Raw genomic sequence first — 21,178 nt, 5'->3', positions numbered from 1 at the left:
CGGCAACACTGCTGGCCTTTCGGCCCCGAATCACTACATTCGGTGGAAATGTCAGACTTTCCAGACGACATCCCCTTCTTCGACGAGCCCGGTGCGCCCGCCCCGCGCCCTTCCGGCGCGCCTGCGCCCGGTGGCATCGCCGCCCGCGCCATGGCCGCGCGTCATCAGGCTTCTGCCCCGACGTACCTGAACGGCCTTAACGCCGAGCAGCGGCAGGCCGTCGAAACCACGGAAGGTCCGGTTCTGGTGCTTGCGGGCGCTGGCACCGGCAAGACGCGCGTGCTGACCACCCGCATCGCGCATATCCTCAGCCTCGGCCGCGCCTTCCCCAGCCAGATCCTGGCCGTGACCTTCACCAACAAGGCCGCGCGCGAGATGAAGCAGCGCATCGGCCTGCTGGTGGGCGAAGCGATCGAAGGCATGCCCTGGCTTGGCACCTTCCACTCCATCGGCGTGAAGATGCTGCGCCGCCATGCCGAGCTTGCCGGCCTGCGCTCGGACTTCACCATTCTCGACACAGACGACGTCATCCGTCTCATCAAGCAGCTCATCCAGGCCGAGGGGCTGGACGACAAGCGCTGGCCGCCGCGCCAGTTCGCCATGATGATCGACGCCTGGAAGAACAAGGGCCTCGGCCCGGCCGAGATTCCCGAGGGCGACGCCCGCTCATTCGCCAATGGCAAGGGCCGTGAGCTTTACAAGGCCTATCAAGACCGGCTGCAGACGCTGAACGCCTGCGACTTCGGCGACCTGCTCTGCCACCCGATCCGCATCTTCCGCGCGCATCCGGACGTGCTGAAGGAATATCACCGCCGGTTCAAATACATCCTCGTCGACGAGTATCAGGACACCAACACCGCGCAATATATGTGGCTGCGCCTGCTGGCCCAGGAAACCGGCGCGCCCGGACAAAAAAATGTCTGCTGCGTGGGTGACGACGACCAGTCGATCTATGGCTGGCGCGGCGCGGAAGTGGACAACATCCTGCGCTTCGAGAAGGATTTTCCGGGCGCGGTCGTGATCCGGCTGGAGCGCAACTACCGTTCCACCGCCCATATTCTCGGCGCGGCATCGCATCTCATCGCGCACAATGAAGGCCGGCTCGGCAAGACGCTGTTCACCGACATCGCCGACCCGGACGACGCCAAGGTGAACGTCCACGCCGCCTGGGATTCGGAAGAGGAAGCCAGAGCCGTCGGCGAGGAGATCGAGCAGCTGCAGCGCAAGGGTCATGCGCTCAACGACATGGCCATTTTGGTCCGCGCCTCGTTCCAGATGCGCGAGTTCGAGGACCGTTTCGTCACGCTCGGCCTCAACTACCGCGTCGTCGGCGGCCCGCGTTTCTACGAGCGCCAGGAAATCCGCGACGCTATGGCTTATTTCCGCGTCGTCGCGCAGCCGGCCGACGACCTCGCCTTCGAGCGCATCGTCAATGTGCCCAAGCGCGGCCTTGGCGAAGCCGCCATTCGCCAGATCCACGACACGGCGCGGGGCTTACGCATTCCCATGCTGGAGGCGGCGGCAAAGCTTGCCGAGAGCGACGAGCTGAAGCCCAAGCCGCGCGCGGCTCTGCGCGAAGTCGTCGCCAATTTCGAGCGCTGGCAGAAGGCGCTCGACAACACGTCGCACACCGAGCTCGCCGAGATCATCCTCGAGGAGAGCGGCTACACCGACATGTGGAAGAACGACCGCTCGGCCGAGGCGCCGGGCCGGCTCGAAAACCTCAAGGAGCTGATCCGCTCCATGGAGGACTACGAGTCGCTGCGCTCGTTCCTGGAGCACGTCGCGCTGGTCATGGACAGCGAGCAGAACGAGGAGCTCGACGCCGTCACCATCATGACGCTGCACTCGGCCAAGGGCCTGGAGTTCGAGACCGTGTTCCTGCCCGGCTGGGAGGAAGGCCTGTTCCCGCACCAGCGCTCGCTCGACGAAGGCGGACGCTCCGGCCTGGAGGAAGAGCGCCGGCTTGCCTATGTCGGCCTCACCCGCGCCAAGCGGAACCTGCATATCTGGTTCGTCTCCAACCGCCGCATCCACGGCCTTTGGCAGTCGACCATCCCGTCACGCTTCCTGGACGAATTGCCGGAAGCGCATGTGGAAGTCGCCGAGGCCAGTGATTCCTATGGCGGCTACGGTGGCGGCGGCTATGGCGGCCGCCAGAACCCCTATGGCGCCTCGCGCTTCGACAGCATCGGTTCGGACCAAAAGTCCTTCTCCAACACCTATGCCACGCCCGGCTGGCAGCGCGCGCAGCAAAACCGCAACGAAGCGACCGACCGCAACTGGGGCTCTCGCTCCGGCCACCATGTCGAGCGCATCGGCTATGGCGAGACCGATTCCGGCTATGGCGCCGGCCGTGGCTCGGTGAAGGGCCGCACCATCGAGGGCGAGCTGGTCGCGAAATCGGTGGCCGACAGCCCCTCGCCCTTCAAGGTCGGCGACCGCGTGTTCCACCAGAAATTCGGCAACGGCAATGTCGCGGCAATCGACGGCAACAAGCTGACCATCGACTTCGACAAGGCTGGCCAAAAGCGGGTGATCGACAGTTTTGTCACGGCCGTCTGAAGGCGCTGAATAATTCTCCCTCCCGAATGTCGGCTTTGGCCACTATCGTTCGTCATGCGGGCGTGGCGCGCCGAATGGTCGATGCGCGAACCGATGGAGTTTGAGAATGCGTTTCATGATCGTGGTGAAGGCCAGCAAGGACTCGGAAGCCGGCGTGATGCCCGGCGAAGAGCTCTTGTCGGCCATGGTGGCCTATCACGAGCAGCTTGCCCAGGCCGGCATTCTGGTCGATGCCAATGGCTTGCATCCCAGTTCGACGGGCTGGCGCATCAAATGGTCGGACGGCAGGAAGACCGTGGTCGACGGCCCATTCACCGAAACCAAGGAACTGATCGCGGGCTACACCATCATCAATGTGAAATCGGAGGAGGAAGCGCGCGAATGGGCGGGCCGCTTCCCCGAACCGCATATGGGCGGCGGCGAGATCGAAATCCGACGCGTGTTCGAACTCGAGGATTTTGGGGACCGGCCGGAGATCGATCGCTTTCGTGAACTGGAAGTGGGACGCAAGTAACGCCCCTCCGCGGATGTGCCCCGAATGATACGGTATGGGCTGACGAGAAAACGGGTCAGCCCATCAGGCGCTTCAACTTCTCGGCGGCCACTGCTGCGAGGTCCGCGTAATATTCCTCCAGTTCCTCCGCGGCCTTGACCACGTCGAAATCATAATCGTTGTCCTCGAGCGTGCGCGCCAGCTGCTCGACGAACTGGGCCTGCTCCTCCAGCGCCTGGTACAGCGCCTTCACCTGTTCCGCGACGATGTCGGGGTTGGCGAGCATTTTGGGAACCTCCTTGCGCATTGCGGAGCAGGTCTCGGTCTGCTTGCGCAGGATTTCCAGCCAGTCGGTCATCGCATCTCCTAGGGGTGAAAAAATCGCGCCGCTTGTTCCGTGCGTCAAGCAAGACGGTGCGTTTTTTAGGAAATGCGGCGGAAGCGGGCCAGTAGTCCTGGTTCGAAACGGCGTCCTCGATCACACGCAATCGCATGCAGCCCAAGGTAGAATGCAACCTATACGATAAGTTAGAAGTTTGCAGATAAACCTGTTCGTGCAGGCGAAAGTCTGCGTCCCCCCGCTTCCTAGCGGTAAACTCAGACCCCTTCCGCCCTGTTCCCCCGCAGGCGGGAGGGGTTTTTCGTGAATGGGAGCGGATGCCCCAGGCGAACTCCAGGAAAAGGCCGGACTTCAATCCGCGCTGTTTTCCCAGCGCTCCAGAAAAGCTTCGATCGGCATGACCTGCATATCGGGAATGGCATCGGCCAGCCTGTCGAGCGGCCAGTCCCACCAGGCGAGCGCCTCGATGCGGGCGATGATCTCGGGGGCAAAGCGCAGCCGCTTCTTGCGCGCCGGCACACCGGCGACGATTTCGTAAGCGCCTACGTCGCGCGTCACCACCGCATTTGCCCCCACCACCGCGCCGTCGCCGATGGTCACGCCGGGCATGATCACCGCACCATGGCCGATCCATACGTCGTTACCGATGCTCACCGCTTTGGCCTGCCGACGCGCCCGAAAATCCTGGTCGACGCCGAGATAGCGGAAATATTCGTTGGGACGATAGGTCAGCTTATGCGTTGTCAGGCGCTCGATCGGGTGTTCGAGCGCGTTGATGCGCGTGTTGGCCGCGATCGAGCAGAACTTGCCGATGGTCGTGTAGATCGCCTCGGCATGCCGCTCGAAATAGGAAAAATCGCCTACCGTCACCTCGCGCAGAATTACGCGCTCGCCCACGATGGCATAGCGGCCAAGGTGGCAGGATTTCAGCTCTGCCGTCGGATGGATGCGCGGCTCGGAATCCTTGAAGCGAAGTGCGGGGTCCATGTCCGGGCTTTACGCTGCCCTGCCCTGCCTCGCAAGCGCCACGCGGCTATTACGGTTTGCCGTTCGTCCAGACGACGTTCTGGTTGTAAAGCGGAACGGTACTGATCGCCATCTTGGCCGAGCCGTTCTGCACCTGTCGGGAATGCGAAAGATAGATCAGCGTATCGTTCTTCTTGTCGTAGATGCGATTCACGACCTGCTTCTTCCAGAACAGGCTGATGCCCTGCTTGAACACTTCCTCGCCACCTTCGCCCATATCGATCTTGCCGATGGTGATCGGCCCGGTCTGGTTGCAGGAGATGGCGGAGTTGGACGGGTTCTCGAACCAATTGCCCTTCTGCAGCCTGTCTACGACGCCCCGGTCGAAATAGGAGAAATGGCAGGTCACGCCGTCGACCTTCGGGTCCTTCAGCGCCTCGACGACGATGTCGTTGCCGAGCCAGTCGACGCCGACGCGCCCCACTTCGTCGGCCGCCGCCGGAGCAACTGCACCAAGCAGAAAAGCCGCCCCCAAAAGCGCCAGACGCATGAAAACCTCCTGAAGGATTGTGCGATGTCGTCGGCAACAAGTTGGGCACGGAGCGGCAAGGTTGCAAGCCAGGATAGCGCCCAGCGGCAACGTGGCCCCTTTTTCAGCCGCGATCGGACGACTATGTTTGCGGCATACGATCAGCTAACGCCGCGTCCGCAATAGGGAAAACCGATATCATGATGCGCCCCATTCTCGTCGTCATACTGGTTCTGACGGCGGCCTTTGTCGGCTGGCTGACCTTCCAATCGTACCAATCGCGCCATGGTGGTCAGCCTTACGGCAATCCCTTCGCGCTGACCGACCAGCGCGGCCAGCCAATCACCGAGCAGGCTTTTCGCGGCCATCCTTCGGCGGTGTTCTTCGGCTTCACCCACTGCCCCGAGGTGTGCCCGACGACCCTTTACGAGCTCGACGGCTGGCTGAAGAAGCTGGGCGACGAGGGCAAGGACATCAATGCCTATTTCGTCTCGATCGATCCCGAGCGCGACACGCCCGAGGCCATGAACACCTATGTCACCAATGTCTCGAACCGCATCACCGGCATCACCGGCGAGTCCGACAAGGTGGCGGCCATGGCCAAGTCCTTCGGCATCTACGCCCGCAAGGTGCCGCTCGACGGCGGCGACTACACGATGGATCACACCGCCTCGGTGCTGCTGCTCGACAAGAAGGGCGATTTCTTTGGCACCATCGCCTATGGCGAAAGCGGAGATACCGCACTTGCCAAGCTGAAACGTCTTGCGGCCAAGGGCTGAAACGTTCAAAAGCCGGCAACTGCAATTATCGGATCGCGAAGCACAATGAGCCAGACACGCCTCCACCTGACGGCCGGCCGCGCCGATGCGACCCGCATCTTTGACGCCCTCGAAGCCGAATTCGAGGAAGACGGCTTCCCGATTGCCGTCCTGGAAGTGGACGAGGAGCGCGACATCCAGGAAGTGTCGCTCTATGTCGAGGACGACGCGGACGATGCCGAACGCCGCATGCGCGACGTGCTGACGGCACTTTCTCTCGACAAGGCAATCGGACGTGAGAACGTGCCCGAGATCGACTGGGTGGCAAAGTCGCTCGAAGGCTTGAAGCCGGTGCGCGCCGGCGGTTTCATCGTCCATGGCTCGCATGACCGCGACGAAGCACGGGACGGCGAAATTGCAATCGAGATCGAGGCCGGCCTTGCCTTCGGCACCGGCCATCACGGCACCACTTCGGGCTGCCTTGAAATGCTGGAAGAGGTCATCCGCGAGAAAAATCCGCGCAATGCGCTGGATCTCGGCACCGGCAGCGCCGTGCTTGCCATCGCCGTGGCCAAGCTTGCACATATTCCCGTGCTGGCCACGGACATCGACCCTGTGGCCACCCAGGTCGCGGCCGACAATGTGCACCTCAACGGCGTGTCGGAACATATCGAAACGGAAACCGCGACCGGCTTCGACCACCCCGTCTTTGCCGCGCGTGGCCCGTTCGACCTGATCATCGCCAACATCCTTGCCGGGCCGCTGATGGAGCTTGCCCCGGACGTAGCGCACAACCTTGCTCCGGGCGGCTCCATCGTGCTCTCGGGCATCCTCGACCGGCAGGCCGACGCGGTGTTGGCGGCTTATGTCGCCCAGGGTTTCGCCCATGTCCGCACGATCCATCTTGAAGGCTGGGCGACGCTTCACCTCAAGCGCTGAGGCGGCGACTGACGGCTGCGAGCCGTATGGCTGGAGCATCGGATTGGCCGCGAAAGCGGATTCCACTTTGCGGGCCGATGCACTAGTTTGCCGACCGAAGCACCCGTAACCGGAAGGCACGTCTCCATGTTCCAGACATTCGATTCGGCAAGCGATCCGACCGCCGCCGCGGAGCGCGTCGCAAAATTGCGCGAATGGCTCGCCGCGCGCGAGCTCGACGGCTTCCTGGTTCCGCGCTCCGACCAGCATCAGGGCGAATATGTCGCCCCCGGCTCCGAGCGCCTGCGCTGGCTGACGGGCTTCAGCGGTTCGGCCGGCGTCGCGCTCATCCTCACCGAGCGCGCCTACATCTTCGTCGACGGACGCTATCAGCTGCAGGTGCGCGAGCAGGTGGATCTCCGCATCTTCACCATCGAAAGCCTGATCGACAATCCGCCGCCCGCCTGGATCCGCGAAAACCTCGGCAAGGGCGCGCGCATCGGCTTCGACCCGTGGCTGCACACGATCAGCGACGTGACGGCGCTGAAGAAGGCGGCCGACAAGAGCGGCGCGACGCTTATACCGCTCGCCGACAACCCAATCGACGAGCTGTGGGCCGACCAGCCTGCCCCGCCGCTGGCCGACATCGAACTCCAGCCCATCGCCTTTGCCGGCGAGCTTGCCAAGGACAAGCTTTCCCGGCTTGCCGCAGCCATCACCAAGGACGGCGCGTCGCATTGCGTGCTGACCGATCCGTCGTCGATCGCCTGGGCATTCAACATTCGCGGCGCCGACGTGCCGCACACGCCGCTGGCGCTCGGCTTTGCGATCCTGTCGGCCAATGGCCGGCATCTCCTGTTCATGGACAAGCGCAAGCTCACGCGCAAGGTCGAGGCCTATCTGACTCAGCTGGCCGATCTGCGCGATCCCACTGCGCTTGAAACCGACCTGATCGAGCTTGCCCGGGTGGGCGGCCGCATCGCGCTCGATCCCGCACTCGCCGCCGACAGGCTGCGCGCGCTGGTCGAGGAAAACGGCGGAACGGTGGTGCTGGAGCCCGATCCGGCCCGCCTGCCCCGCGCCATGAAGAACCAAGCCGAGATCCAGGGTTCACGCGTGGCCCATCGCCGCGACGGCGCGGCCGTGGCGAAGCTACTGTGCTGGCTCGACGCGCAGAAGCCGGGCACGCTTGACGAAATCAAGGTGGTGACGCAGCTCGAAGAATGCCGGCGGCTCGTCGGCGAAGAGACGCAGATGCCGCTGCGCGACGTGTCCTTCGATACGATCTCCGGCGCCGGCCCGAACGGCGCCATCATGCACTACCGCGTCTCGCGCGCCACCAACCGGCCGTTGCGGGAGGGTGAGCTGTTCCTGCTCGACTCCGGCGCGCAATATCAGGACGGCACCACCGATATCACCCGCACCGTCGCCGTCGGCCGGCCGACGGACGAAATGCGCGAGCGCTTCACGCTCGTCCTCAAGGGTATGATCTCGATTTCCATGCTGCACTTCCCGGTTGGCACGCGCGGCTGCGACATCGACGCTTTCGCGCGCATCGCGCTGTGGCAGCGCGGGCTGGATTTCGCCCACGGCACCGGCCACGGCGTTGGCTCTTATCTGGCCGTCCATGAGGGTCCGCAGCGCATCGCCAAGACCGGCATCGAAAAGCTGCGGGAAGGCATGATCCTGTCCAACGAGCCGGGCTACTACAAGGAAGGCCACTACGGCATCCGGATCGAGAACCTGATCATAGTCACGCCTGCCGAATCCATCGAGGGCGGCGACCTGCCGGTGCATGGCTTCGAGACGCTGACGCTGGCGCCGATCGATCGGCGGCTGGTGGATGCAGACCTGCTTTCAGCCGAAGAACTCGAATGGCTCAACACCTATCACGAGCGCGTTCTGTCCGAGATCGGCCCGATGGTCGACGGCGAAACGCTAAGCTGGCTGGAGAACGCCGCCGCGCCGATCGGGTAAAGCGGGTCAGACCGTGAATTGCCGGGCGACGATGAGCACCGCCGCCCCCGCCAGGAACATGGAAAGCAGGCCGCCGCGCAGCGCAACGAGCGCGGCGACAATCAGCGCGGCCCATTCCGCCGGCCCCGCACCGAGCACGGCAGGCGCGACGAGCGTGGTCAACACCGCAGCCGGCACGGCGTTCAGCCCGGCCTCCACGCGCGGATGAATGCGCTCGAAGCGGGAAATCACCAGATGCCCACCGACGCGGGTGAGATAGGTGGCGATCGCAGCGGCGATGGTGATCCAGAACGTGGTGCTCATGGCAGCTTCTCCATCTCCGTCTCGTCTTCGATCGGCACAACGCCGCTGTGGTGCGGCGGCAGGATGACGGCGAGCGCGATGCCCGCCAGCGCGCCCAACGAGACGTGCCAGGGCGAGCCGACGAACTTATAGGCAAGGATGGAGGCCACCGCACTGACGGCAACGATAGGCAGCCAGAGCGGGCGCTTGCGGAAATCCATCACCAGGCCGAGGAAATAGATCGGCAGCAGGAAGTCGATACCCAGCGCCTTGGTGTCGGGAATGAGCTTGCCGAAGAAGGCGCCGAGAGCCGTCAGGATGATCCACGACACATAGACCGACAGCGCCGCGCCCATGTACCAGGTGAAGGACACCTTGCCCTTCTGCCCCTCGCTTTCGGTCAGTGCATATTGCGGGTCGGTGAGCAGGAAATAGGCAGCCGCCTGCTGCAGCACCGGCCAGTGAGCGAGGTGGCGGCCGACAGCGGCAGAATAGAGCACGTGGCGGAAGTTCACCGCGAAGATCGACAGCACGATGAGCCACGGCGCAACCTGGTGGCCGAACAGTTCGATGCCCACCATCTGGCTCGCACCGCCATAGACGGTGGCACTCATGAAAAACGCGTCGAAGACCGAAAAGCCGTTATCGACCGCGATGGCTCCGAAAAGCATCGAAAATGGACCGGATGCGATGATCACGGGCAGGCTCAGCCGCGCACCGCGCCAGAACGCGCCGGATTGGGATCTTCGCGTAACTGCTTCTATCGACATAGGGGCCATTCCTCGAGAAGGTCCCTATGTAGGTAGCGCTGGCATATCTGTCATATGAAAACGGTTGAGCCAGTCATCAGTGAAACTGAACCGCGCCTGGAGCGACGGAGTTGCTCTAGGCCTTCGCCACGCGCTCGAACCAGGCGTCCTCGTCGATCACCTCGATGCCGAGTTCGGTGGCCTGCTTCAGCTTGGAGCCTGCGCCCGGCCCCGCCACGACGAGATCGGTCTTCTTCGACACCGAACCGGCCACCTTGGCACCGAGCTTCTCGGCCATCGCCTTGGCCTCATCACGCGACATCTTTTCGAGCGAGCCGGTGAAGACCACCGTCTTGCCGGCAACAGGCGACGAAACCTCGCCGACCGGCTGCTCGTCGAGCGGCGTGACTTCCTTCAGCAGCGCGTCCACGGCTTCGCGGTTATGGTCTTCTGCGAAGAACTCGACCACCGCCTCGGCGACGACGTCACCGATGCCGTTGATGCCATTGATCTCCTGCCAGGCCGCGTTGCCGATATCGCCCTTGCCCTGCGGCATGACGGCGCTTTCGGCTGCTGTTCGCAGGGCGGAAAAGCTCAGGAAATGCCGGGCGAGACGCTTCGCGTTGGTTTCGCCGATGTGCCGGATACCCAGCCCGAAGAGGAAGCGGGAAAACTCCACTTCGCGCCGGTCGTCGATAGCTGCGAAGAGCTTTCGCACGGAGACGGCGCCAAAGCCGTCGATGTTCTCCAGCTTGGTCAGCGATTTCTCCTGCCGCGCCTTCAACGTGAAGATATCGGCAGGCGCGCGGACGCGCAGCGCCGGGTCTTCGGCGTTGAAGAAGAACTCGATCTGTTTCTCGCCGAGCCCTTCGATGTCCAAGGCATTACGCGACACGAAATGGCGCAGCCGTTCGACCGCCTGCGCCGGGCAGATCAGGCCGCCAGTGCAACGGCGCACCGCCTCCCCTTCTTCGCGTACGGCGTGGCTGCCGCAGGCCGGGCAGCGGTCCGGGAAGACGTAGGGAACCGCGTCGGCCGGGCGCTTTTCCAGGATCACGTCGAGGATCTGCGGAATGACGTCGCCAGCGCGCTGGACGAGCACCGTATCGCCAACGCGGATGTCGCGCCCGTCGCGGATCGGCTGGCCGTTGTTGCCGATGCCGCGGATGTAATCCTCGTTGTGGAGCGTAGCGTTGGTCACCACCACCCCGCCCACGGTTACCGGGTGCAGCCGCGCCACCGGCGTCAGCGCACCGGTACGGCCGACCTGGATGTCGATGCCGGTCAGAACGGTTGTCGCCTTCTCGGCTGCGAATTTGTGCGCAGTCGCCCAGCGCGGGCTGCGCGAACGGAAGCCGAGCCGCGCCTGCAGGTCCAGCCGGTCGACCTTGTAGACGACGCCGTCGATGTCATAAGGCAGTTCGGAACGCTGCGCTTCGATGGCACGATAGTGCGCCAAAATATCCTCGAGCGACCGGCAGCGGTCCATCAAACTATTGATGGGAAAGCCCCAGTCGCCGAAGCGCTGCACCACATCGTATTGGGTTTCGCCCAGCGGTTCGCTCGTCTCGCCCCAGGCATAGGCAAAGAATTTCAGCGGTCGCGAGCGCGTGACCTCCGGGTCCTTCTGGCGAAGGCTGCCGGCCGCCGAATTGCGCGGATTGGCGAAAACCTGGCCGGTTTCGGCCATGCGCTGGTTGAGCGCGAAAAAGTCGTCGCGGCGCATATAGACCTCACCGCGCACCTCCACCACATCGGGCGCATCCTTCGGCAGCTGCTGCGGGATTTCCTTGATGGTGCGGATGTTGGCGGTCACGTTCTCGCCCGTGGTGCCGTCGCCACGCGTGGCCGCCGTCACCAGCCGGCGGTTTTCATAGCGAAGCGACATCGACAGGCCGTCGATCTTGGGCTCGGCTGTGAAGATGATTTCCCGGTCAGCTGGCCATGCCAGGAAGCGCCGCACGCTGGCGATGAAATCCACCACGTCCTCATCGGTGAAGACGTTGTCGAGCGACAGCATCGGCACCGCATGAACAACCTGGGTGAAGGTGGCGGAAGGCGCCGCGCCAACCCTGAGCGAAGGCGAATCCGAGCGCACCAGCTCCGGAAAGCGCGCCTCGATCGCGGCATTGCGCAGGCGCATCGCGTCGTATTCGGCGTCCGAAATCTTCGGCGCATCCTCGAGGTGATAGAGCCGGTCATTCTCGGCGATTGTTGCGGCAAGCCGCGCAAGCTCGGCGGCGGCCTCTGCCTCAGTCAATTCTTCGACGGGTCTGATGATCTCGGACATAATAGGCGAATCCGGCTGGCTGAAAGGCCGCTACACTACCCCAACATGCAATGTCAGGGCAGCAGGCATTCAGCGAAAAGAGATTGGAACCGGAAATCGTCCTGACAAGCCGCGCTGGGCGCGATCAGGAGACGGCTTCTGCGTTCTCGCGCAACAGGCGCTCGGCCGCTGCGCGCGCTTCCTCGGTGATGGTCGCGCCGGCCAGCATTCGGGCGATCTCTTCCTGGCGCGCCGTCCAATCCATCTCGCGGATGCTGGTCGAGACCTGCTCGGCGCTGCCGGACTTGGCGATGAGGAAATGCGTGCTCGCTCGCGCGGCCACCTGCGGCGCGTGCGTCACCGACAGAACCTGCACCTTGTTGGACAGGCGCGACAGCCTCTGGCCGATGGCATCGGCCACCGCACCGCCCACGCCGGTGTCGATTTCGTCGAACACGAGCGTCGGTGCCGAGCCGCGATCCGCCAGCGCCACCTTGAGTGCGAGCAGGAAGCGCGAGAGCTCGCCGCCAGAGGCAATCTTCATCATCGGGCCAGGCTTGGTGCCCGGATTGGTGCGCACCCAGAACTCGATGAGATCGATGCCCTCTGCCTGCCGGTTGTCCGGCTCGGTGCCCATCTCGACAATGAACTCGGCCCGCTCGAGCTTCAGCGCCGGGAGTTCCGCCATCACCGCGTTGCGCAGGCCGACGGCCGTTGCCTTGCGAAGTTCTGAAAGATGCGCCGCAACGCTGTCATAGGCATCCCGCGTTGCTGCTGCCTGCTTGACCAGGATCTGCAGCCGCTCTTCGCCGGCATCGAGATCGGTGAGATCGGCGGCCATGGTGTCGCGCAGACGGGCAAGATCGTCGACCTGCACATTGTGCTTGCGGGAAGCCGCGCGTAGCGCAAACAGACGCTCCTCGGCCTTTTCCAACCGCTTCGGGTCGTATTCGGTGGCGCGCAGAGCAGCATCAACACCCGACTGCGCGGCATCAAGAGAAAGCATCGCCTCGTCCAGCGAGGTCACGACATCGTCGAGCAGCCCCGGCACCTCGGCCGCCTTGCGCTGCAGGCGCCTGAGCAGGCTGGAAAGCTGTGGCAAGGGCGAGTTGGACCCGGAAAGCACGTCCTGCGCGTCCTGGATCTCGCCGGCGATCTTCTCGGCGCGCATCATTGCCGTGCGCACCTCGGCCAGTTCCGCCTCCTCGCCCGGCTGCGGATCGAGCTGCGACAGCTCGGCCACGGCAGCGCGCAGATAGTCGGCCTCGCGAGCCGCTGCCTCGACGCGCGCCCGGTGACGCGACAATTCCTGTTCGCTATCGCGCCAGCGCCGCCAGGCTTCCGCGCAGGCCCGCACCACGCCGAGATGGCCGCCAAAGGAATCGAGCACGTCGCGATGGGCGCCGGCATCGACCAGAGCGCGGTCGTCGTGCTGACCGTGGATCTCGACCAGCGCACGGCCAATGTCGCGCATCAGAGTGACGCTTGAGGGCTGGTCGTTGACGAAGACGCGCGTGCGACCGTCGGCGGTCTGGACGCGCCTCAGGATGATGTCGCCATCATCGTCGAGCGCATTGTCCGTGAGTATCTGGCGGGCCGGATGGTTGCGCGGCACGTCGAAGACGGCCGTCACCTGCCCCTGGGTCGCGCCGTGGCGCACGAGCGAGGCATCGCCCCGGGCGCCCAGCGCCAGGGACAGCGAATCTAGAAGGATGGACTTGCCCGCGCCGGTTTCGCCGGTAAGCACCGAGAGGCCGGACGCAAAATCAATGTCCAGCTTCTCGATGAGAACGATATCGCGGATCGACAGCCTCGATAGCATCGACGCCCGCTTCGATCAGCCGGTGATGAGCTTTCCGGCCTTGGATATCCAGGAGCCCGCGTTCTCACGCGGCTCCAACCCGCCGGACTGCAGAAGCTTATAGGAGTCCTTGTACCACTGGCTGTCGGGATAGTTCTGCCCCAGAACGGCCGCCGCGGTCTGCGCCTCGGAGGTGAGGCCCATCGCGTAGTACGACTCGGTGAGGCGCGCGAGCGCCTCCTCGATGTGGCGCGTGTTGGAATAGTTCTCGACCACGTAGCGGAAGCGCTTGACGGCGGCGATGTATTCGCGCCGCTCGAGATAGTAGCGGCCTACCTGCATTTCCTTGCCGGCGAGCTGGTCGCGCGCCATGCGGATCTTCGTCTTGGCGTCGTCGACATATTCGGAATCGGGCCAGCGGGTGACCACTTCCTGCATCGCCTCGATGGCGCGCCGCGATTCCTTCTGGTCCTGCGTCACATCGCGAATCTGGCGGAAATAGCAGAGGCCGACGATGTACTGCGCATAGGCCGCATCGGGCGTCGACGGATAGAGCGCCAGATAGCGCTTGGCCGAGTTGATGGCGTCGTCATAGTTGCCCTGCCGGTAGTTGGCGAAGGCGCCCATCACCAGCGATCTACGTGCAAATTCCGAATAAGGATGCTGGCGATCGATGGCGTCGAATTTGGCGCTGGCTTCCTTCAGGCGGCCGGCATTCATATTTGCCAGCGCCTGGTTGTAAAGAACATCTGCGGGCTCGGTCTGCTCCACATAGGTGGACAGGTCGAGATCCTTTCCGGAAGACGTACAGGCCGAAAGGAAAAGCGGTGCAGAAAACACCGAAAGCGCCAAAATGGCAGTGCGCGCCGACCTGGTCGACTGTGCAGCTCGCTCAAAAACCATGATCAGATTCTGCCCTCTCGGCGTAATTATACTCAATGGCCCGCGCAGTCATAGATCACAACTGCCCCCGAACGGCAACGCTATCGCCAGCTATTCGTGCATTTTTGTGGCATGTCCACGTCCAGGTCGCATTCAACCTATGGAGCGCATCACGGAAGCGGCCGAGTGGCACATCCGTGCCACACCTGGACCTGTCTCAGAGCACCCAAGGCGCGTAGACCGGCGCATTGACTGCGATCATCTCCGCCGACCGGCCGCGCTCGCGACGAGTAGCCTCGACGATTTCGAAGGCCGAATTATCCGTCAGCAGACGACGCAGTGCCGCTGCATTGAGGCGATGGCCGCCGCGATAGGAACGGAAGCAACCGATGAAGCGGGCACCGGCAAGTGCGAGATCGCCCATGGCGTCGAGCATCTTGTGGCGCACGAATTCGTTGGGGTAGCGCAGGCCTTCCATATTAATGACGCGGCCGTCGTCGCCGATCACTACGGAGTTCTCGAGCGAGGAGCCCAGCGCGTAACCGGCAGCCCAGAGCGGCTCGACATCCTTCATGAAGCCGAAGGTGCGTGCACGCGCGATCTCGTTCCGGAACGTTTCCGCAGTGAGGTCGACCGCCAGGGACTGGCGCCCGATCGCCTCGCTCGCGAAATCGATCTCGACTTCGAAACGAGTGCCGGCATGAGGGTGAAACTCCGCCCAGGAGGCGCCTGATTCGACGCGAACCGGCTTGAGGACGCGGATATAGCGGCGCTTGGCGCTCAGCGTCTCGATTCCCGCCTGCTCGATGGCTTCGACGAACTGGATGGCGCTGCCATCGAGAATCGGCACTTCATTGCCGTCCACCTCGATGACCAGATTGTCGATGCCCGTTCCGATCAATGCACCCATGACGTGCTCGATCGTACCGATGTGGGCACCGGCCGGGTCGCCGAGCAGCGTGCAGAGATCCGTGGAACCGACTTCGGATGCCAGGGCGCGCAGTTCGCGACCGCCCGCGCTCGTCAGATGGAAAACGATGCCGGTGTCAGCGTCGGCGGGCAAGAAAGTCAGGGAAACCGGTTTGCCGCTATGCACACCAACGCCCGAGAGCGTTGCGCGCGACTTCAGCGTCGTCTGATAGTCGTACAAGTGAATCCCCATGTGCCCGTTAGCCCATGTCCGCCAACCCCTCCGGGCGCGGCATCTGTTGTCATCGCCGGCTAAGAATCCGTCCCCCCACTGATTCTGGACGGCCGACTTCAACGATGGCCGGAAAATAGTAGCCCAGGCAGGAGAGTCCAAATCACGGATTCTTACTCTGTGTAATGCCGGCGCAATATTGCACCTGCTATTCAACCTGCTGTTTTTATTGAACTTTCAAAAACAAACAGGCGAGCATCGAAATGCCCGCCTGTTTGGGTTCGTTACATCTCGTTAACGGATCAGTTGGCCTGGCGACGCAGGAACGCCGGGATTTCCAGCTGATCGTCCTCATGCTGTGCACGAGCCTGAGGCGTCAGGCGGCCATGGTCGTCGAGCTGGCCACGGCGCGGCGCGTAGAGCGACGGATCCTGGCTGCCGGCGCGGCGCAGTTCCGGCGCCTGCTGACGCAGCTTCGGCTCGCGCGGCTGAGCCGGCTGCAGGCGAGCAGGCTCTTCCTCGCGGCGGGTGAGACCGTTGGTCAGGCGCTTCAGCAGGCCCATCGGACCGCGGTCCTCATGCTGCTGGGGAGCCGGACGGGTCTTGGCCTCGACCTCGGCCTGCACCATCGGCGGGAAATCCTCGACGCGGGGCATGCGCGGCGCGGCGGCAACAGGCTGCGGCATTTCACGCTGCTGGACGGGCGCGGGCATGGGAGCCATCACCGGTTGAGGCTGCGGCTGCTGCATGACCGGATGCGGCTGCTGCACCTGCTGGGTCGGAGCCTGGAAAAGCTTGCTCTGCGGGCGGAAATCTTCCGCCACCGGAGCCTGAGCCGGGCGCGGCGCGGCCATTGCAGGGGCCGCAGCGCTTGCTTCGGCCATACGGATCGCGTCGGCGATCTGATCAGCCGTGCGCGGTTCCATGCGCGGAGCTTCCTGAACCGGAGCCATGGCGGCCGGGCGGGCTTCCGGGATGCCGGCGGGGCGAGCAGCCGGCTTCACAGGTGCGCGGATGGCGATCGGCGCGGTGGAAATGTCGGCCGAGGCCTTGTCGATGCCGGTCGCAACGACCGACACGCGGATGACGCCTTCCAGTTCCTCGTCGAAGGTCGCGCCCAGGATGATGTTCGCGTCCGGATCGACTTCCTCGCGGATGCGGGTAGCGGCTTCGTCGACTTCGAACAGGGTCAGGTCGCGACCGCCGGTGATGGAGATCAGCAGGCCTTTGGCGCCCTTCATCGAGGTTTCGTCGAGCAGCGGGTTGGCGATCGCGGCTTCGGCAGCGGCCATGGCGCGGCCCTCGCCCGAAGCTTCGCCCGTGCCCATCATGGCCTTGCCCATCTCGCGCATGACCGAGCGGACGTCGGCGAAGTCGAGATTGATCAGGCCTTCCTTGACCATCAGGTCGGTGATGCAGGCGACGCCCGAATACAGCACCTGGTCGGCCATCGCGAAGGCGTCGGCGAAGGTGGTCTTGTCGTTGGCAAGGCGGAAGAGATTCTGGTTCGGGATGACGATTAGGGTGTCGACGCACTTCTGCAACTCTTCGATGCCCAGGTCGGCCGTCTTCATGCGGCGCTGGCCTTCGAAGTGGAACGGCTTGGTGACGACGCCAACCGTGAGGATTCCCTTTTCGCGGGCGGCGCGGGCGACAACGGGAGCGGCACCCGTGCCCGTGCCGCCGCCCATGCCGGCGGTGACGAAGCACATGTGGGTGTTCGACAGATGGTCGATGATCTCGTCGATGCACTCCTCGGCGGCGGCGCGACCGACCTCGGGCTGCGAGCCGGCGCCCAGGCCCTCGGTGATGTTCGCACCGAGCTGGATCAGGCGGCTGGCCTTGGTCATGGTGAGCGCCTGCGCGTCGGTGTTCGCCACGACGAATTCGACGCCGCGAAGGCCGGCGGTGATCATGTTGTTGACGGCATTGCCACCACCGCCGCCAACACCGAACACGGTGATGCGGGGCTTGAGCTCGGTAATGTCCGGCTTCTGCAGATTGATCGTCATAGTCCTCGTCCTTTTGCCTTTCCCACCGCTGCGCCGCTGCGGCCGCCAATGTCCAAGGGGTTGCCCCCGTCAAACTCTAGAAACTGTCTCTCAACCACTGACTCATGCGATGCAGTTTCCCGCCCGTCCCAGTCATGCGAATCCCTGCGATACTATTCGCCTGACTTATCTCGAAGCTTGCGACTTGCGGATAAATCAGCAGACCGACCGCCGTCGCAAATGCGGGTCCCTTGGCTGCTTCCGGCAAGCCCGCAACACCGAGCGGACGGCCGATCCGTACATTGCGCCCCAGAATGCGCCGCGCTGATTCCGGCAGGCCGGCAAGCTGACTGGCGCCGCCCGTCAGAACCACGCGCTTGCCGACAGCCGCGCCGTAGCCCGACTTGTTCAGGCGGTCGCGCAGGATCTCCAGCGTTTCCTCGATTCGGGCGCGGATGATGCGCGTCATCACCGAGCGGGGAACCTGGAGCGGAACTTCAGTTTCGTCGGCGCCGATCGGCTGGATGGTGACCAGATCGCGGTCATCGAAGCTGCCCGGCAGGGCCGAGCCGTGCATGACCTTGAGCCGCTCGGCATCTTCCAGCCGGGTCGAAAGGCCCTTGGCCAGATCCATGGTGACGTGGTTGCCACCGACCGGAATGGCATCGGCGTGAACGAACTTGCCGTCGGCAAACACGGAAATCGTCGTCGTGCCGCCGCCCATGTCGATGCAGGCGGCACCCATTTCGAGCTCGTCGTCGACCAGCGCCGCAAGACCGGCAGCGTAAGGCGTCGCGACCATCCGCTCGACCGACAAATGCGAGCGATTGATGCAGAGCTCGAGATTACGCAGCGGCGCGGCATCGCCGGTCAGCACATGCATGTCTACGCCCAGCGTCTCGCCGACCATGCCGCTCGGATCGCGCACGCCACGCTCGGCATCCAGCGAAAAGGCGACAGGCAGCGCATGCACCACCTCGCGCTCGGCGCGCAGCGCTTGCTTGGCACCGGCAGCCAGGACGCGCTTGATGTCACCGGAGGAGGCTTCGTGACCACCAAGATTGATCGTGGCGGAGAATATCTGGCTCTTCAGGCGGCCGGCCGTCAGGTTGACGATCAGTGAATCCACGGTCAGGCCAGCCATACGCTCTGCCGCGTCGACCGCAAGGCGCACTGCATGTTCGGCGCGATCGAGATCGACGACCACGCCGGACTTCACGCCCTGGGACTTCTGATGACCAATGCCGATCACCTTGGCCTGATGCGTGCGCCCCTTGAGCAGCTGGCTTTCCGCCGCCGGCTTCAGCTTTGCGACGATGCAGCAGACCTTGCTCGAGCCGACATCGAGAACGGTGACGATGCCGGACCGACGCGACTGGCTATCCTTTCGACCGCCGAGCAGACTCATATTCTCGTCTCCGGCTTCTTCTTGTTGCCCTTCGCATCCTTCAGCGCAGCCTCGCGACGAAGCGCCGCTTCGGGCGTCAACTGAACGACAAGGCGATCGGTGATGCGCATGTCGACCGCGGCGATGTCGCGCGACAGCAGCCCCATGTCGTGATCCATCTTCACCAGATCGGCGAGTGCGGCATCCACCGCATCCTCGGGCAGCTTCACGGTCACGCCGTTTTCCAGCCAGAGATCCCAGCGCCGCTCGGAAACGCGAATGTAACCCTTCACCCGCGAAGCCAACTCGGGGTATTGCCGAACCTTGGCAAGGAAGGCCGAGGCATCCTGGGCAGCGCCGTAGCCGACGACCAGCGGCAGTGCAGCCTGTCGGCCACCGGCGAACGGAGCGATGACCCTTCCATCCTCCTCGACGACGGACAGTTCGCTGCCACGCTGCCAGATGGCGAAGGGCTTGCGCTCCTCGATCTTCACTTCGAGCGTATTGGGATAAACTTTGCGAACGGAAGCGACCTGCACCCAGGGCAGCTCGGTGATGCGCTCGCGCGCCTTCTCGGCATCGAAACCGATCAGCGAGGTCCAGCCATCGAGCTCCAGCTTGTCGAGAACGTCGATCTCGGACGTTTCGCGATGACCGACCACCTTGATCTGATCCACGGCAAAGCCGCTGCGCGCAGTGATGGCCTGCACGACGGTGGGCATATGGCCACCCTCATAGGCACCGTAAATCACGCTTGCGGCAAGGAAAGCCGCAGAGGAAATGGTGGACGCATAGCGCGGCGCGGTGAAGTCGCCCTTGAACAGGCGCGCAAGGACACGCACGGGCTTACGCAGCCAGCGCGGCAGCACGAAGCCTTCGGCCAAAAAGAATGCGCCGAGCGGACGGCGTCGGCCCGCTCCCATCCTTCTTCTCCGATCAGACCTCAACGCAAACACGAAGCGTCCTCCACCATCCAACTCAAAAGTTCACCAAATGAATGTCCTGCTTGCGCAGCAATTTCCGGCACTAGCGAAGTCGGCGTCATACCCGGCTGGGTGTTCACTTCGAGCCAGATGATCTCGCCATTTTCGGAATAGCGATCGTCGTAGCGGAAGTCCGACCGGGAGACGCCCCGACACCCAATTGCTTGATGAGCCTTGAGCGCCAGTGTCTGTATTTTTTGGTTAATATTCGGTGAAACTTTCGCCGGGCATTCGTGCTTTGATCCGCCCGGAACGTATTTTGAATCGTAATCGTAGAAGGCGTGGCCGGTCGGAATGATCTCACAGACCCCGAGCGCCACATCGCCCATGACCGCGCAGGTCAGCTCGCGGCCATGGATGTAGCGCTCCACCATGACCGATTCACCATAGCGCCACTCCGATGAACCGATGATCTGGGGCGGATGCGACTGGTCCTCCTTCACGATCACCACGCCGAAGCTTGATCCCTCATTCACCGGCTTGACGACATAGGGCGGCTTCATCGGATGCTGATTGCCGATGTCGAAGCGGTTCATGACGCGCGCCGGCGCCACCGGCACCCCGACAGCCTCGACGATCTTCTTGGCCTTCTCCTTGTTCATCGCCAGCGCCGAGGCGAGAACGCCCGAATGGGTGTAGGGAATCTGGAGATATTCGAGGATGCCCTGGATCGTGCCGTCCTCGCCGAACGGACCATGCAGTGCATTAAATGCGACATCCGGATTAAGCTCGGAAAGAACCGCAGCAACATCGCGTCTGACATCGACGCGGGTGACGCGATAGCCGACCTGCTCGAGCGCATCGGCGCAGGCATTACCGGACGAAAGAGACACAGGCCGCTCGGAGGAAAACCCACCCATCAACACGGCCACATGCTTTAAAGTCATATCCCCACAGTCCCTTCGACCGGGCTTCAAACCAGGGCATTTTCTGAAACGAGTCCGAGTCTTCCGGCAGGCCACCCCTCCAGACGGAAAACGCGTCAGCCGCGCTCGAACGACTCAAATCAGGAAACGCTTTCCCCCAAAGAATCAGAGAGTTGATTCTGTGGCAAGCCCTTAGGATTCAATATGATTCAAATTTTATCGAAATAGCGCCGACTGCCCGGCGCACGCGAAACGACGAAGTCACCTGCCACAAAAATGGC

General features: G+C 63.5%; 18 protein-coding genes. 5 read left to right on the top strand and 13 right to left on the bottom strand.

Going from position 1 to position 21,178, the window contains the following annotated elements; all coding sequences use genetic code 11:
• Window positions 1–48: 48 nt before the first annotated feature.
• Together C7I85_RS00730 and C7I85_RS00725 are read left to right on the top strand one after the other, a co-directional pair.
• Window positions 49–2,565, top strand: a complete 2,517-nt coding sequence (locus C7I85_RS00730) for an ATP-dependent helicase (RefSeq protein WP_106722045.1) — start codon at window positions 49–51, stop codon at window positions 2,563–2,565.
• A 106-nt stretch (window positions 2,566–2,671) separates the two neighbouring features.
• Window positions 2,672–3,079, top strand: a complete 408-nt coding sequence (locus C7I85_RS00725) for a YciI family protein (protein ID WP_106722044.1) — start codon at window positions 2,672–2,674, stop codon at window positions 3,077–3,079.
• A gap of 55 nt (window positions 3,080–3,134) precedes the next feature.
• On the opposite strand, the gene C7I85_RS00720 is transcribed toward C7I85_RS00725, so the two are convergent.
• The 3 genes from C7I85_RS00720 to C7I85_RS00710 all read right to left on the bottom strand — a co-directional run bounded on the left by C7I85_RS00720 (window position 3,135) and on the right by C7I85_RS00710 (window position 4,914).
• Window positions 3,135–3,416, bottom strand: a complete 282-nt coding sequence (locus tag C7I85_RS00720) for a hypothetical protein (protein ID WP_106722043.1) — start codon at window positions 3,414–3,416, stop codon at window positions 3,135–3,137.
• A gap of 333 nt (window positions 3,417–3,749) precedes the next feature.
• Window positions 3,750–4,385: a DapH/DapD/GlmU-related protein gene (locus C7I85_RS00715; RefSeq protein WP_106722042.1), complete on the bottom strand. Its 636-nt coding sequence runs from the start codon at window positions 4,383–4,385 to the stop codon at window positions 3,750–3,752.
• A gap of 49 nt (window positions 4,386–4,434) precedes the next feature.
• Window positions 4,435–4,914 (bottom strand): CreA family protein, encoded by a 480-nt coding sequence (locus C7I85_RS00710; RefSeq protein ID WP_106722041.1) that lies wholly within the window; start codon window positions 4,912–4,914, stop codon window positions 4,435–4,437.
• Window positions 4,915–5,093: 179 nt separating this feature from the next.
• Here C7I85_RS00710 and C7I85_RS00705 point away from each other — a divergent pair, with 179 nt between their 5' ends.
• From C7I85_RS00705 to C7I85_RS00695, 3 genes are all read left to right on the top strand, one after another.
• Window positions 5,094–5,672 (top strand): SCO family protein, encoded by a 579-nt coding sequence (locus C7I85_RS00705; protein ID WP_106722040.1) that lies wholly within the window; start codon window positions 5,094–5,096, stop codon window positions 5,670–5,672.
• 45 nt (window positions 5,673–5,717) lie between these two features.
• Window positions 5,718–6,590 carry a 50S ribosomal protein L11 methyltransferase gene (locus tag C7I85_RS00700; RefSeq protein WP_106722039.1) on the top strand — a complete coding sequence of 291 codons (873 nt, stop codon included), beginning with the start codon at window positions 5,718–5,720 and terminating at the stop codon, window positions 6,588–6,590.
• A 126-nt stretch (window positions 6,591–6,716) separates the two neighbouring features.
• Window positions 6,717–8,546 carry an aminopeptidase P family protein gene (locus tag C7I85_RS00695; protein WP_106722038.1) on the top strand — a complete coding sequence of 610 codons (1,830 nt, stop codon included), beginning with the start codon at window positions 6,717–6,719 and terminating at the stop codon, window positions 8,544–8,546.
• A gap of 6 nt (window positions 8,547–8,552) precedes the next feature.
• Here C7I85_RS00695 and C7I85_RS00690 read toward each other — a convergent pair whose 3' ends face one another.
• The 10 genes from C7I85_RS00690 to C7I85_RS00645 all read right to left on the bottom strand — a co-directional run bounded on the left by C7I85_RS00690 (window position 8,553) and on the right by C7I85_RS00645 (window position 20,918).
• Window positions 8,553–8,849 carry an AzlD family protein gene (locus C7I85_RS00690; protein WP_106722037.1) on the bottom strand — a complete coding sequence of 99 codons (297 nt, stop codon included), beginning with the start codon at window positions 8,847–8,849 and terminating at the stop codon, window positions 8,553–8,555.
• Complete coding sequence (locus tag C7I85_RS00685; RefSeq protein WP_106722036.1) at window positions 8,846–9,598, bottom strand: AzlC family ABC transporter permease; 753 nt, start codon at window positions 9,596–9,598, stop codon at window positions 8,846–8,848. Before C7I85_RS00685 ends, C7I85_RS00690 begins: the two co-directional genes overlap by 4 nt.
• Before the next feature lie 115 nt (window positions 9,599–9,713).
• A complete protein-coding gene (gene ligA / locus C7I85_RS00680; RefSeq protein WP_106722035.1) occupies window positions 9,714–11,867 on the bottom strand; it encodes an NAD-dependent DNA ligase LigA in 2,154 nt (717 codons plus the stop codon).
• A 124-nt stretch (window positions 11,868–11,991) separates the two neighbouring features.
• A complete protein-coding gene (gene recN / locus C7I85_RS00675; RefSeq protein ID WP_106722034.1) occupies window positions 11,992–13,668 on the bottom strand; it encodes a DNA repair protein RecN in 1,677 nt (558 codons plus the stop codon).
• Window positions 13,669–13,683: 15 nt separating this feature from the next.
• Window positions 13,684–14,550, bottom strand: a complete 867-nt coding sequence (locus tag C7I85_RS00670; protein ID WP_106722033.1) for an outer membrane protein assembly factor BamD — start codon at window positions 14,548–14,550, stop codon at window positions 13,684–13,686.
• Between the two features lie 196 nt (window positions 14,551–14,746).
• Window positions 14,747–15,691, bottom strand: coding sequence for a UDP-3-O-acyl-N-acetylglucosamine deacetylase (gene lpxC / locus C7I85_RS00665; protein ID WP_106722032.1), 945 nt, complete (start codon window positions 15,689–15,691; stop codon window positions 14,747–14,749).
• Window positions 15,692–15,972: 281 nt separating this feature from the next.
• The gene (gene ftsZ, locus C7I85_RS00660; RefSeq protein ID WP_106722031.1) at window positions 15,973–17,682 is read right to left on the bottom strand and encodes a cell division protein FtsZ; all 1,710 of its coding nucleotides are present in this window, start codon (window positions 17,680–17,682) and stop codon (window positions 15,973–15,975) included.
• Window positions 17,683–17,758: 76 nt separating this feature from the next.
• On the bottom strand, window positions 17,759–19,069 hold the full coding sequence (gene ftsA, locus C7I85_RS00655) for a cell division protein FtsA (RefSeq protein ID WP_106722030.1): 1,311 nt from the start codon (window positions 19,067–19,069) through the stop codon (window positions 17,759–17,761).
• Window positions 19,066–20,004 (bottom strand): cell division protein FtsQ/DivIB, encoded by a 939-nt coding sequence (locus C7I85_RS00650; protein ID WP_428832795.1) that lies wholly within the window; start codon window positions 20,002–20,004, stop codon window positions 19,066–19,068. Before C7I85_RS00650 ends, ftsA begins: the two co-directional genes overlap by 4 nt.
• Window positions 19,992–20,918 (bottom strand): D-alanine--D-alanine ligase, encoded by a 927-nt coding sequence (locus C7I85_RS00645; RefSeq protein WP_106722028.1) that lies wholly within the window; start codon window positions 20,916–20,918, stop codon window positions 19,992–19,994. Before C7I85_RS00645 ends, C7I85_RS00650 begins: the two co-directional genes overlap by 13 nt.
• Between the last annotated feature and the right edge of the window lie 260 nt (window positions 20,919–21,178).

Source organism: Pseudaminobacter soli (ex Li et al. 2025) (genome assembly GCF_003012705.1).
Lineage (GTDB): Bacteria > Pseudomonadota > Alphaproteobacteria > Rhizobiales > Rhizobiaceae > Pseudaminobacter > Pseudaminobacter soli.
The sequence above is the reverse complement of the archived record's forward strand: the minus strand, read 5'-3'. Positions and strand labels throughout refer to the sequence as shown.